The sequence below is a fragment of the Devosia sp. genome (genome assembly GCF_028290435.1).
Taxonomy (GTDB): Bacteria; Pseudomonadota; Alphaproteobacteria; order Rhizobiales; family Devosiaceae; genus Devosia.
Genome location: NZ_JAQGJV010000076.1, coordinates 20,741 through 34,116, shown reverse-complemented (window position 1 = coordinate 34,116; position 13,376 = coordinate 20,741). Strand labels below are relative to the sequence as shown.

General features: G+C 64.0%; 13 protein-coding genes. 8 read left to right on the top strand and 5 right to left on the bottom strand.

All coding sequences use genetic code 11. The features are described 5' to 3' along the window. Window positions 1–80: 80 nt before the first annotated feature. Window positions 81–1,112 carry an AraC family transcriptional regulator gene (locus JWP26_RS17070; protein ID WP_299730472.1) on the bottom strand — a complete coding sequence of 344 codons (1,032 nt, stop codon included), beginning with the start codon at window positions 1,110–1,112 and terminating at the stop codon, window positions 81–83. A 356-nt stretch (window positions 1,113–1,468) separates the two neighbouring features. On the opposite strand from JWP26_RS17070, the gene JWP26_RS17065 reads away from it, so the two are divergent. The 8 genes from JWP26_RS17065 (at window position 1,469) to JWP26_RS17030 (ending at window position 9,913) form a co-directional block, all read left to right on the top strand. Further along, window positions 1,469–2,320, top strand: a complete 852-nt coding sequence (locus tag JWP26_RS17065) for a sugar phosphate isomerase/epimerase (protein ID WP_299730469.1) — start codon at window positions 1,469–1,471, stop codon at window positions 2,318–2,320. After that, window positions 2,317–3,828, top strand: coding sequence for a sugar ABC transporter ATP-binding protein (locus JWP26_RS17060; protein ID WP_299730466.1), 1,512 nt, complete (start codon window positions 2,317–2,319; stop codon window positions 3,826–3,828). Before JWP26_RS17065 ends, JWP26_RS17060 begins: the two co-directional genes overlap by 4 nt. Beyond that, window positions 3,825–4,808 (top strand): ABC transporter permease, encoded by a 984-nt coding sequence (locus JWP26_RS17055; RefSeq protein ID WP_299730464.1) that lies wholly within the window; start codon window positions 3,825–3,827, stop codon window positions 4,806–4,808. The genes JWP26_RS17060 and JWP26_RS17055 overlap by 4 nt, the downstream gene beginning before the upstream one ends. Then, on the top strand, window positions 4,805–5,791 hold the full coding sequence (locus JWP26_RS17050; RefSeq protein ID WP_299730461.1) for an ABC transporter permease: 987 nt from the start codon (window positions 4,805–4,807) through the stop codon (window positions 5,789–5,791). The genes JWP26_RS17055 and JWP26_RS17050 overlap by 4 nt, the downstream gene beginning before the upstream one ends. A gap of 77 nt (window positions 5,792–5,868) precedes the next feature. Next, window positions 5,869–6,996, top strand: a complete 1,128-nt coding sequence (locus JWP26_RS17045; RefSeq protein WP_299730458.1) for a substrate-binding domain-containing protein — start codon at window positions 5,869–5,871, stop codon at window positions 6,994–6,996. 371 nt (window positions 6,997–7,367) lie between these two features. Then, window positions 7,368–8,336, top strand: a complete 969-nt coding sequence (locus tag JWP26_RS17040) for an aldo/keto reductase (RefSeq protein WP_299730455.1) — start codon at window positions 7,368–7,370, stop codon at window positions 8,334–8,336. Window positions 8,337–8,388: 52 nt separating this feature from the next. Then, window positions 8,389–9,165, top strand: coding sequence for an SDR family NAD(P)-dependent oxidoreductase (locus tag JWP26_RS17035; protein WP_299730451.1), 777 nt, complete (start codon window positions 8,389–8,391; stop codon window positions 9,163–9,165). 115 nt (window positions 9,166–9,280) lie between these two features. Next, window positions 9,281–9,913: a TerC family protein gene (locus JWP26_RS17030; RefSeq protein ID WP_299730448.1), complete on the top strand. Its 633-nt coding sequence runs from the start codon at window positions 9,281–9,283 to the stop codon at window positions 9,911–9,913. Here JWP26_RS17030 and JWP26_RS17025 read toward each other — a convergent pair. Genes JWP26_RS17025 through JWP26_RS17010 form a run of 4 tightly spaced genes read right to left on the bottom strand, consistent with a single transcriptional unit; the run spans window position 9,910 to window position 13,376 of the window. After that, window positions 9,910–10,377, bottom strand: coding sequence for a GNAT family N-acetyltransferase (locus JWP26_RS17025; RefSeq protein ID WP_299730445.1), 468 nt, complete (start codon window positions 10,375–10,377; stop codon window positions 9,910–9,912). The genes JWP26_RS17030 and JWP26_RS17025 overlap by 4 nt on opposite strands. A 17-nt stretch (window positions 10,378–10,394) precedes the next feature. Next, window positions 10,395–11,405: an ABC transporter ATP-binding protein gene (locus tag JWP26_RS17020; protein WP_299730443.1), complete on the bottom strand. Its 1,011-nt coding sequence runs from the start codon at window positions 11,403–11,405 to the stop codon at window positions 10,395–10,397. Beyond that, on the bottom strand, window positions 11,387–12,355 hold the full coding sequence (locus tag JWP26_RS17015; protein WP_299730441.1) for an ABC transporter ATP-binding protein: 969 nt from the start codon (window positions 12,353–12,355) through the stop codon (window positions 11,387–11,389). The genes JWP26_RS17020 and JWP26_RS17015 overlap by 19 nt, the downstream gene beginning before the upstream one ends. Beyond that, complete coding sequence (locus JWP26_RS17010) at window positions 12,345–13,376, bottom strand: ABC transporter permease (RefSeq protein ID WP_299730439.1); 1,032 nt, start codon at window positions 13,374–13,376, stop codon at window positions 12,345–12,347. Before JWP26_RS17010 ends, JWP26_RS17015 begins: the two co-directional genes overlap by 11 nt.

Sequence of the window (13,376 nt, the reverse complement as noted above, 5' to 3'; positions counted from 1 at the left end):
CATCCGCCCTTTGCTCCCCTCTCCCCTCAAGGGAGAGGGGACCGTTCTGCGTCCGGCAGAATGGTCAGGGTCAGGGGTCGTTACTCCGCCGCTACCATCACCTGCCGCCGCGCATCCACCGGCGAAATCCCGAACCGCTTCTTGAAGCAGGTCGCGAAATACTGGCTCGACGAAAACCCGCAATCATAGGCCACCGCCGTCACCGCCAATCCGGGCTGCTCCACTAAAAGCCTCCGCGCCGCGTCCAGCCTTATCATCTGCAGATATCGCACCGGCGTGATATTGGTCAGCCCCAGGCAATGCTGGGTAAACTGGGTGCGCGACAGATTGCACTCCGCCGCCATGTTCTCCAGCGTCCAGTCCTCATCCAGCGCATGACGCAGCCGTTCGAGAAAGATCTGCACCGTGCGCTTGGAATGCGCCAGGGCCTGATCCAGCGCCGGCGCCTGCGCTTCGATCTGCACCATGAAATGCATCAGCATCATCGAAATGGTAAGCCGCAGCCGGATTTCGCCGCCCTCGATATCGCCAGTCGCCACGATATCCGCAATGCTCTCGAAGTCGCGCGCCACCTCGCGTGACGCCTGGTAAAACGGCTGTTCGTTCTTGGACAGCAGCTCGGTCAGCCGCCTCTGGTCCCGCTCCGGCCAGGCCAGCCAGTCCGGCCACAGCCACGGATCGTGCGGTCGCCGCGTGCCCATGTCGAACAGCACCCAGACGATCTGGCTCGCCACCACATGCGGATCGCCCATGGCGTGCAATTGCCACGGCCGCACCACGAACATCTGGCCTTCTTGGATATCGTGCTTCCGGCCATCCAGCGTCAGCGTCAGGCTGCCCCGCGCCAGATAGGCGATCTTGACGCCCTCGTTGCAATGCACCTTGAGGCCCCAATCCTGCGGCGCCGTCGCGTCCCAGCCCCCCACCGAACAGACCTGCGGCAGCGCTTCGCCCAGATCGCGCCCCGGATAACCCCGCCGCGTCCAGGCGTTCAGCGTTACCTTCCCGGCCAGCGAGGCATCCAGCAAATCCTTGCAATTGCCGGCATAGAGCAGGGCGCCCGGCTCGCGGAACACCGCCGGTCGCCCCAATGCCACGGCCCTGATATCCATCCCGCCCTCGTGTTCAAAATTTACCGGCGCGCCATTTCGAACGCAAATCACCAGCGGCTGGACAATGATCGCCCAACACCAGCCGCGCCGTGATCCTAGGGAGGAGACGCCGGAAAAGTCAACGCTACGGGCAATTTCCCGGCTAGCCGACAAGGCGGGACCGGGTCGGCCCCGCCGGAAGGGTCAGTATCGCTGACGTTCGAAAATCGCCGGAACGGATTTTGAGGCACGCACCTCAAGCCGTTTTGTGTCAACTATCGGACTTTGGGTAAAGTTTGCGCATTGCACGCTCACCCAGCTTCCAAAATACTGAATGCATAACAAGGCCTCGCAAAAGAGGCCGGTGGGGAGAAGCAATGCAGGTCGGCATCAATCTGCTGTGCCTAAGCGGGTTCATCGAAGACCATCACCTGCCTCAGATCAGGCGGCTGAAGGAACTCGGCTATGATGGCGTCGAAGTCCCCGTGCTGCGCGGTGACCCATCTCACTATGCCTGGCTCGGTCGCGAGCTCGATTCCATCGGTTTGCGCCGCACCACCACCTCGGTCATTCCCTCGCCCGAAGCCAGTCCGGTCAGCAGCGATCCAGAAATCCAGCATGCTGGACAAAAACACCTCGATTGGGCGCTCGATTGCGCCATCGCGATTGGTGCCGAAAGCGTCGGCGGACCCTTCCACGCCCCCATCGGCCACTTCACCGGCTCCGGCCCCACCGAGAGCGAATTGGCCCACGGCGCCGAGGCCCACCACCGCATGGCAATCCGCGCCAGCGCCAATGGCATGTTCCTCGCGCTCGAGCATTTGAACCGCTTCGAGACCTATTTTCTCAACACCATGGATCAGGCCCGCGCCTATGTGGACCGCGTCGACCACCCCGCCTTCCGCATCATGTACGACACCTTCCACGCCAATATTGAAGAACAGAAACAACCACTTGCCATCGCCAAACTGGGCGACGGCATGGGCGTGCTGCACATTTCCGAAAACGACCGCGGCATTCCCGGTCGCGGCCATATCGACTTCGCCGAGGTTTTCGCCGCCACCAGAAAAACCGGCTTCGACGGCTGGGTAACGCTGGAGGCCTTCGGCGCCGGCCTGCCCGAACTCGCCGCCGCCACCCGCGTCTGGCGCCCCTTGTTTCCCGATTTCGAGACCCTGTTCGCCGAATCCATCGCCTTCATCCGCGCCGGCTGGAAGGCTGCCGCATGAGCGACGCACCCGTCATAGCCATGGCCCACATCTCCAAATCCTTCCCCGGCGTGCGAGCGCTCAACGATGTCAGCTTCGCCTGCCATGCCGGCCAAGTACATGCTTTGGTTGGAGAAAATGGTGCCGGCAAGTCGACACTGATCAAGATTCTCTCAGGCGTCTACCGCCCCGATGCCGGCAATATCGTGCTCAACGGCGCCAACGCCAACTTTAAGCACCCGGTCGAATCCCTGCGTGCTGGCATCTCCGTCATCTACCAGGAATTCTCTCTGCTCCCCGAACGTACCGTGGCGCAAAACATCTTTCTCGGCCGCGAACCCCGCAAAGGCCTCTTGCTCGACCATGCCGCCATGCGCTCCGAGACCCGCCGCGTGCTCGACCTGTTCGGCGCCGGCGCCCGCGTTTCGCCCGATGCGCTGGTCGCCGATCTCGACGTCGCCACCCAGCAAATGGTTGAAATCGCTAAGGCTATTTCTCTGGACGCCCGCGTCGTGGTGATGGACGAGCCCACCGCAGCCCTCAACGAGGCCGAATGCGAAGTGCTGTTCGCCACCGTCGACAAGCTGCGCGAGCGCGGCACGGCGATCATCTACATCACCCACCGCATGCGCGAAGTCACCCGTCTCGCCGACCGCGTCACCGTGCTCAAGGACGGTGAAGTCGCCGCCCACTTCGACACGCCCCCAGCCCCCGACGCCATCGTCCGCGCCATGGTGGGCCGCGACATCGCCGATTATTACGCCCCACCCGCCACGCAAGCCGAAATCGGCGCCCCGGTACTGAGCGTGCGCAATGGCGGCAACGCCTTCCTGCGCCATATCGATCTCGACCTGCGCGCCGGTGAAATCGTCGGTTTTGCCGGCATCCAGGGCGCCGGCCGCGTCGCCCTGGCCATGGCGCTGTTCGGCCAGGTGCCGTTCACGACGGGCACCGTCACCCTCAACGGCGCCAATGCGGCCTTCGCCAATCCGCGCGACGCCATTCGCGGCGGTATCGGCCTGCTCCCCGGCGACCGCAAGGCCGAAGCCCTGGTGCTGATGCAATCGGTCCGCGACAATGGCCTCCTCACCGCCCGCGCCTTCGCGCCGCTGGTCGGCACGCAAAAATCCAACGCTCATGCCAGCCTCTCCAGCATGGACGCGCTCTTCGACCAGATGCAGGTCAAGGCCGCCTCCTATGAGCAGGACATCAAGTTCCTTTCCGGTGGCAACCAGCAGAAGGCCGTGGTCGCCCGCTGGTTGGCGCTCAAACCCAAAGTGCTGATCTTCGTCGAACCCACGCGCGGCATCGACGTCAACGCCAAGGCCGGCATTTACCACCTGATGCGTGATCTGGCCCGCGCCGGCACCGCAATCATGATGATTTCCTCGGACCTGCCCGAAGTCATCGGCGCGGCTGACCGGATTCTGGTCATGCGCGCCGGCAGCATCGTGGCCGAATTCCCCCACGGCGCCGCCGAAACCGACCTCATGCTGGCGGCAACCGGCGAGACGGAGGTGGCCGCATGACCGACCTCATCGCAACCCGGCCAAAACTGACATTCCGTTTCGACCGCTGGGCACCGGCTTTGTTGCTGGCCATCGCCCTCCTCGCCTACATCGCCATCGCGCTCTATACCGGCCAGACCCAGTACCTGACCGTGGACAACCTCATCTCCGTGCTCGGCCGCTCCATCGCGCTGGGCATCACTGCCGTCGGCCAGACCTTCGCCATCCTGGTCGCCTCGATCGACCTGTCGGTCGCCAGCCTCATCTCTGCCGTCTCGGTGCTGACTTCGGTGATCATGAACGGCAATCCCGCCATGGTGATCCCGGCCATCGTCGCCGCGCTCGCCCTTGGGCTTGTGGTCGGCCTCGTCAACGGACTCATCATCACCCGGCTCGAGGTCAATCCGCTGATCGCCACGCTGGGCATGAGCCTGATCATCCAGGGATGCCTGTCGGCCTTCGTGTCCAATTTCGCCGGCTCCGTCCCACCCGAATTCCAGGTCTTCGCCTATGGGGGTTTTGGCAGCCTGTCCTATAGCCTGATCTTCCTGGCCCTGCTGGCCGTCGCCGCCTGGTTCGTGCTGCGCCACACCCGCTTCGGTTCCGATATCTACGCGGTCGGCGGCAACAAGGACGCGGCCCGCGTGGCCGGCATCAAGACCGCCCGCGTCACCATTGGCGCCCATATCCTGTGCAGTCTTTGCGCCGCCATGGCGGGGCTTTATCTCGCCAGCCGTCTGCGCTCGGGCGCGCCGTGGATCGGCAGCGATGGCGTCTACGATCTGGAATCCATCGCCGTCGTCGTCATCGGCGGCACCATCCTGGCCGGCGGCCGCGGCGGCATCTGGGGCACCATGGCGGGAGTCATCATCTTCTCCCTGATCGACTCGATCTTCAACCTGGCCGGCGTCGACGCCTTCGCCAAGCAGGTGCTGCGCGGCATCATCATCGTGGCAGCCGTCGCCTTCTATGCCGTGCGCTCCAAGAGGCTGGTAGCATGACCGAACAGACCCTGCCCCATGCCGACAGGCGCAAGCGCCAGCTCCCGCAGATCAACCCGGTCTATTTCGTGCTGGCCGCGCTAATCGTCGCCATCGTGGTCATGAACCCGGCCTTTGCCGAACCCACCGGCTACATGAATTTCCTCAAGCGCGCCGCGCCTTTGGCGATCCTCGCCGCCGGGCAGCTCTACGTCATCGTCTCGGGTGGCTTTGATCTCTCGGTCGGCTCGGTCATCACGCTCGTGGTGGTCGGCTCCTCGATCCTCTCCAACAACGATCCCAACTCCACCTGGTGGGTCATCGCCACCATGTTCGCCATCGGCGCCGGCGTCGGCCTGATCAATGGGCTCGTGGTCTGCTACCTCAAGGTGCCGTCCCTTATCGCCACCCTGGGCATGATGATCACGCTGAACGGCGTCGCCTTCATGTGGTCCGGCGGCTCGCCGCGTGGCTACCTCACCGACCAGTTCCGCTTCTTCGGCCGCTTCAACATCCCCGATCTGCCGCTGATCCGGATCCTGCCTGTCGCCCTCATCGTGCTGATCGTGCTGGGCTTTGCGCTCTATTGGCTGATGCATCGCACCAATCTGGGCCGCATGATCCACGCCATCGGCGACAATCCGCGCGCCGCCAATCTGGCTGGCGTGCCGGTCAATCGCGTCCGCATCCTGGCCTTCATGGTTTCCTCGCTCAGCGCCGTCGCGGCAGGCATCCTGCTCGGCGGGTTTGCCGGCGTCTCGACCGACGTGGGCACCGGCTATGAGCTGCAGGCCATCACCGCCGCCGTGCTCGGTGGCGCCCAATTGCTCGGCGGGCGTGGCTCGGTCCCGGCTGCCATCGCCGGCGCGCTGACACTCAACGCCATTTTCACCCTGCTCAATTTCCTGGGCCTGCCGCAGCCGATCCGGCAGGTGGTCCAGGGCCTCATTCTCATCGCCGCCGTGGCCGTGGCCATGCAACGGCGCAAGCATACCGGGCGCTAGTGCCCGATCCTGCATTCGCACGAGCCGGTCAACCCGGTCGCGCGAACGACGACCGCAACCCTAGGGAGGATTTTATCATGAAGAAGATTTTGGCTCTGGCGCTCGCCGCCGGGCTGGCACTGACCGGGGCCGCGTTCGCGCAAGCCCCCAATTTTGACGATCCCGCCGAATTCGCCCGCCAGAAGACCCTGCTGACCACCGCCCCGATGGGCCCGGCGGACATGCCTTGGGAGCAGTATCTTGTCGATGGCATGAAGGACACCGCTTCGTTCAAGAAGGACGGCCCCTATACGGTCTGCTTCTCCAATGCCGGCGTGAACAACCCCTGGCGCGTGGTCGGCTTCACCGATCTGCAGCAGGAAGTTGCACTGCATCCTGAAATCGGCGAACTCGTCCATGTCGATGCCGAAGGCTCCGATGACAAGCAGATCGCCGATATCGATGACCTGCTCGCCGGCGGCAAGTGTTCGATCCTGATCGTCTCGCCCAACACCACTGCCGCCCTTACGCCGGCCGTCGAAAAAGCCTGCGCCGTACTGCCGGTCATCGTCTTCGACCGTGGCGTTAACACCGATTGCCCGGTCACCTTCGTGCATCCGGTCGGCGGTTACGGCTTCGGCATCCAGGGCGCCGAGTTCATCGCCGCCAACGTCAAGAAGGGCGCCAATGTGCTGATGCTGCGCATCCTGCCCGGCGTGGACGTGCTCGAAACCCGCTATTCGGGTGGCAAGCACGTGCTTGAAGACGCAGGCCTCAACATCGTCGGTGCCGAATTCACCGACGGCGACAATGCCAAGACCAAGTCGATCGTCGAGGATTACCTGCAGCGCGGCACCATCGACGCCGTGTGGATGGATGCCGGCGCCACTGCCGTCGCAGCCGTCGAAGCCTTCCAGGATGGCGGCTACCCCATCCCGGTCTTCGTGGGCGAAGACCAGCAGGATTACCTGCAGACCTGGCAGGCCAATGGCATGACTGCCATTGCCCCCACCTACCCGACCTATCAGTGGCGCACGGCGATCATCGCCGCCGTCAAGACGCTGAAGGGCGAAGCGGTCCCCAGCCCGGAATGGATCCTGCCGCAGCCTGCCATCACCATGGAAACGCTCGATAAGTTCGTGAGCCCCAAAATGCCGCCGCTGCATTATGCGATGTGCGGCTGCGAAGCCATGGCCAACTACCCCACCGCCTGGGGCGGCCAGTAAACCACAATTTCGGCCACCCAACGGCCAACACTGGGCGCTCCTCGGAGCGCCCTTTTTTATGCGTCGATGTAATGCTCCCAGCTTCGCTCGAACTGCGCTCCGATCTGCGACCGCTTTGCTCGCGCGACGCCTGCCCGCCACGCCAACCGCACCCCTGCGCTCCACTCCGGCGCCGCCGGGCCACCGCCCCACGCCTCGTCCTCGCGAACAAATGTCAATAATCGGGTTGCCGCGCGTCCAAACCCCGGTGTAACCTTCAGCCGCGCCTCCCCGCGCGTCCATTGGTCATCACCATCTCATTCAGCGCCGGCTCCCCCGCCCAGATATTGCTCTGGCAGCGACCGCCCGGCGCATCGCAAAAGGAAATTGCCATGAAAACCGTTCGGCTTGGCCGCACTGGCCTCGAAGTCAGCCGCATCTGCTTGGGCTGCATGTCCTTTGGCAAAGTAACGGAAGAACGCCCCTGGGTGCTCGGCCTCGACGAAGCCCGCCCACTGTTCCAGCGCGCCTGGAACGAGGGCATCAACTTCTTCGACACCGCCAATGTCTATGCCCAGGGCACCAGCGAGGAAATCACCGGCGCCCTGATCAAGGAACTGGCGCCGCGCCAGGAGATCGTACTGGCCACCAAGGTGTTCGGCCGCATGCGTCCGGGCCCCAATGGTCAGGGCCTGTCGCGCGGCGCCATCATGGCCGAAATTGACAATAGTCTGCGCCGCCTCGGCACCGATTATGTTGACCTCTACCAAATCCACCGCTTCGATCCGTTCACCCCGGTCGAAGAGACCATGGAAGCGCTCAATGACGTCGTCCGCGCCGGCAAGGCCCGCTACATCGGCGCCTCCTCCATGTATGCTTGGCAATTCGCCAAGCTGCAGAACGCCGCTGCCGCGCATGGCTGGACCAAGTTCGTCTCCATGCAGGACCAGCTCAGCCTAGTCTATCGCGAGGAACAGCGCGAAATGCTCCCCCTCTGCCACGACCAGGGCATTGCCGTCCTGCCTTGGAGCCCGTTGGGCGGTGGCAAAGTCACCCGCCCCTGGGGCGCTGCCACGAAGCGCGCCACCACCGACCGCTACAACAAGTCGATGTATGAAAAGGACGACGCCAAGCCCATCGTCGACGCGGTCGAAGCCGTCGCCAAGGCCCGCGGCGTGCCGATGGCGCAGGTCGCCATGGCCTGGGTGTTCGCCCAGCTGGACGTCACCTCGCCCATCGTCGGCGTCAGCAAGATGAGCCATTTGGAAGACGCCGTGGCGTCGGTCGATCTGGTGCTGACCGCCGACGAGATCGCCAAGCTCGAAGCGCCCTACAAGCCCTTGGTCGTCACCGGCTTCTAGGCTTTATTGGGCCGGACGCATGTCCGGCCCCACCCCATCACAAGGCAGTCCCATGACTACGCTCACTATTCCAGATCTCGCCGGCAAGGCCGTACTCATCACCGGCGCCTCCACCGGCATAGGCGCCGCGCTGGCGCGTGGCTTCGCCGCCCAAGGCGCGCTGGTTGGCCTGCATTACAATTCCAGCAGTGACGCTGCCAATGCGGTCGCGAGAGACATCGAAGCGGCCGGCGGCACGGTCGTGTTGATCAAGGCCGACGCCAATCATTCCAGCGGAATGGCCCGCGCCGTCGACGAAACTGCGCAAAAGTTCGGCCGCCTCGACGGGCTGATCAACAATGCCGGCGGCATGGTGGCCCGCGTCAAATATGAGGACATGACCGACGCCCATTACGACGCGGTGATGGACCTCAACGGCCGCTCAGTGCTGGCCGCTTGCACCGCCGCCATCCCGCATTTGAAGCGCCAGCACGGCGGCTTCATCATCAACACCACCTCGATCGCCGCCCGCAATGGCGCCAGCAACGGCGCGGGCATTTATGGCTCGTCCAAAGCCTTCGTCTCCAACGTCACCCGCGGCATGGCCAAGGAACTCATCGCCCACGGCATCCGCGTCAATGCGGTAGCGCCCGGCGTCATCGATACCCCATTCCACGAACGCTACTCCACCGAGGCGCAGATGCAGGCCATGCTGGCCACCATCCCACAGGGCCGTGTCGGCACCGCCGAGGATTGCCTCGGCACGTTCCTGTTCCTGGCGTCCGCGGCCCTGTCCGGCTACATCATCGGCCAGACCATCGAGGTCAATGGCGGCCAGTTGATGCCGTAGCCGTGGCAGTTGTTGCGCCATAGCACTATCGGCTAGGTCTACGACCCCGCAATTCTTGCTACGATCCCGCGTCAGGAATTGGCCTGATCACCGGCCCGGCCCTGGAACATTGTTGATGCTTTTCGACGCCGCCACCATCTCCGCCTATCTCGAAATCATCACCATCAATGTCGTGCTCTCGGGCGACAATGTCGTTGTTATCGGCATGGCGGCGGCGACCCTGGCGCCCGAATTGCGCTCCAAGGCGATCCTGGCCGGCATCGCCGCTGCCACCGTGATCCGCATCGGCTTTGCGCTGCTGGCGACCCAATTGCTCGCCGTTCCCGGCCTGCAACTGGTCGGCGGCCTGCTGCTGCTCTGGGTCTGCTGGAAAATGTACGAGGAACTGCGCGCGCAGGACCAGGCCGAGCATCCGACGGCTGAGGAAATCGCCCGCCTTCCGCGTAAAACCCTGCGCCAGGCTGTCACCCAGATCATCATCGCCGACGTGTCGATGTCGCTCGACAACGTTCTGGCCGTCGCCGGTGCCGCCAAACACAACATCGCGGCTCTCGTATTCGGCCTCGTGCTCTCGGTGGTCTTGATGGGTCTAGCCGCCAGCCTCGTCGCCAGGATTCTGGATCGTTATCGCTGGATTGCCTGGATCGGCCTCTTGATCATCGTCTACGTCGCCGTCACCATGCTGTATGAAGGCGCCGACCAGTTGATGGGGCATACTTTGCCGGATATTCCGCTGCTCAAGGGCTAGCGCAACATCCCCGCATACACCCCCGGCTTGGACTTCGGGATGTCCATGGCATCCAGCCGCTTCTGATAAAACGCCACCGGACCCGGATCGCCGATCACCGCGTAGCCGTAGCCGGCTTCGCGCATGCCCTTGAGCGTTGCGATCAACAGCGCCTCCCCAATGCCCTGACCGCGCTCGGCTTCATCCACCCCGGTGGGACCAAAAAAGCCCTTGGCCGAGGTATCATGGCAGGCAAAACCAACCATCTTGCCGTCGCGCACCGCGATCCACACCGTGATCGGCGCCAGCGCCAGGCCATGTGTCGCCTCCGATACCCAGGCCGGTCCAAAATGTTTGGCTATCCACGCCAGCACCACATGCGCCTCGGGCGCGATCGCGCGCCGCACGACGATACCGGCGGCGGCAACGCGCGCTTCGGCTTCGAACACGGGCAGGTCGTAAAGGCGGACCAGAAGGTCAGTCACACTAGGCTCCTATGCATTCAGATATGATGACACCGCACGCTATGGGCCGCGCCGACAAAGACCGGATCGGGCATCACCTGCTTGCAGATGGCGGTGACGCGCGGGCAGCGCGACACGAATGGACAGCCGACACTTTTGTTGGTCCACAGCGGAATATCCGTGGCCCGCCGTGTCCGCGTGGTGGAAATTTTGCGCGCCGGGTTCGGCACGGCCTCGATCAGCAATTGCGTATAGGGATGCTGGGGCCGCTCGGTAATCTCCTCGCTCGGTCCCTGCTCCACCAGATGGCCGGCATAGAGCACCGCCGTATCCTCGGCAAAATACCGCGCCGTGGCGATGTCATGGGTGATGTAGAGCGCCGCGAGGTTGCGTTGCACCTTCATGTCTTCCAGCAGGTTCAAAATCCCCAGCCGCACCGATACGTCGAGCATCGAGGTCGGCTCGTCCGCCAACAGCACCACCGGCTGTACCGACAGCGCCCGCGCAATGGCAACCCGCTGGCGCTGCCCGCCCGAAAGTTCATGGGGCCGCCGCGCCAGATAATCCGCCGCCGGCTTCAAGCCCACCCGATCCAACAGCGCCAGCATTTCCTCGTTGACCGCCGCCCCGCGCAGGTCGGGCCGGTGCAGCCGGATCGGCCGCTCCAGATGATAGCCGATAGTCTGCACCGGATTGAGCGAGCCGAACGGGTCCTGGAACACCATCTGCACGTCGCTGCGATATTGATCGAGCCGCCGCCCCTTGAACGCCGAAATATCCTCGCCCTCGAAGGTGATCCTGCCACGCTGCGGCGAATAGACCCGCGCCAGCATCCGCGCGCAGGTGCTCTTGCCCGAACCCGACTCGCCCACCAGCGCCAGTGCCCGCCCGCTCACCAGCTTCAGTGACACGCCCGATAGCGCCCGCAACACCACCTGCCCGAAGAACGCGCCACCCAGCACGAATTCGGCGGTGACATTGTCCATTTCGACCACGGTCCGGCCGGCCGGCATCACCGGCGTGTCCAATTCTACTGCAGCAAGTGACATGCGGCCTGCCCCTCGCTTTGCGGATAATAACGAAGCTCCGGCGCCACCTCTGCGCACACCGCCATGGCATGCTGGCAACGCGGCGAAAACCGGCAGCCTTGCGGTAGCGCGCGCAAATCTGGCGGCGAGCCAGCGATCCCCTCCAGCCGCTGCCGCGGCCCGGTCAGCGGCGGAAACGAATTGCCCAGCGCCCGCGTATAGGGATGCTGCGGCGCCGTCAGGATCGAGGACGCCGCCGCGACCTCAACCAGTTCGCCCGAATACATCACCCCGATGCGGTCGCAGAATTCGATCATCAGCCCCAGGTCATGGGTGATGAACAGCACCGAAAAGCCCAACCGGCTTTTCAGCTCGACGATCTGCTCGATGATGTCACGCTGCACCACCACATCGAGCGCCGTCGTCGGCTCGTCCATGATGATCAGTTTGGGATTGAGCGCCAGCGCGATGGCGATGCAGATGCGCTGCCGCATGCCGCCGGAGAACTGATGCGGAAAATCGTCCAGCCGCTGCGGCGGTATGCCCACCAGCTCGAACATCTCGACCGCCCGGGCTCGCGCCCCGCGTTTGCCCAATTCCGGCTGGTGCGTTTCGACCACGTCCATGATCTGCTCGGCCACCGGGATCACCGGATTGAGCGCGTTCATCGCGCTCTGGAACACAAAGCTGGTCTCGCGCCAGCGATAGGCCTTGAGCCGCGCCTTGTCGAATTGCAGCACATCGTGCCCCTCGAAGCGGACCGTGCCGCCGCTCACCAACCCCGGCAATCGCGTCAACCGCGCCAGCGCGAAAGCCACGGTGGACTTGCCGCAACCGCTCTCGCCCGCCAACCCGAAGGCCTCGCCCTTGCGGATATCGAAGGAAATCCCGTTCACCGCCCGCGCGATCGAGGTCTCGCCCACATAGTCGACGGTGAGGTTGCGAACCTCCATCAAGCTCTCAGAAAACATCGACGGACCTTCCCCGGCGCTTGAGGAATTTTTTGATCCGGCCGCTGAGCCGCGCGGCGCGCAGTTGCGGGCTGGTGATCTCGTCGACCCCGAAATTGATCAGCACCAAAGCGGCGCCAGTCACCATGATCGCCACTGCCGGCGGCCACACTTCCCACCACGCTCCGGTCTGCAGCGACTGCGACCGCTGCGCCCAATAGAGCATCGTGCCCCAGGTCACTGAACTCGGGCTACCCAGCCCGATGAACTCCAGCGCCGCTTCCGCCAAGATCCCGTAGATCGTCGCCAGTACCGCGCCGCCGACCACGAACGAGCTCATATTGGGCAATATCTCGCGCACGATGATGCGCCATTTCTTCTCGCCCATCAGCTCGGCCGCCAGCACGAATTCCCGGCTCTTGATCGACAGCGTCTGCGTGCGGATGGTCCGCGCACTCCAGCCCCAGCCGGTAAAGGCCAGCACCAGGCCGATGATTGTCGGGCTTGCCTCCTCGACAAAGGAGGCCAGCACGATGATGAGCGGCAGCGCCGGCAACACCAGCGCCACATTGACGAAAAACGTCAGCACCTCATCCACCTTGCCGCCGAAATAACCGGCCGAAATCCCCACGCCCAATCCGATCAGCGTCGCGCTGATGCCGGCGATGAAGCCTACCGTCAGGCTGGTCCGCCCGCCCTCCAAAAGCTGACTAAAAATATCCTTGCCCTGCCGCGAGGTGCCCAGAAAGTGCTCCACCCCCGGCTGCACATGCGGCTTGCCGGCGCGCCGATACGGATCAAATGGCGACAGCAGCGGCGCCAGCGCCGCCATCACCACGAACACCGTCAGGATGATCAGCCCGGCCACGCCCTTGCCATTGGTCAAAAACGTCTGCACGCCCGAGGGAAATTTCCGCAAAAATCCCGGCCGCCGCTTGATCTTCAGCTCACCCATCAGCTCATCCAGCGTCGGCGCCGGATTGCCTTGCGCCCCCTGCGACAGGCTGGCGATAAACGGCCCGATCTCGGTCAATTCGCTCAT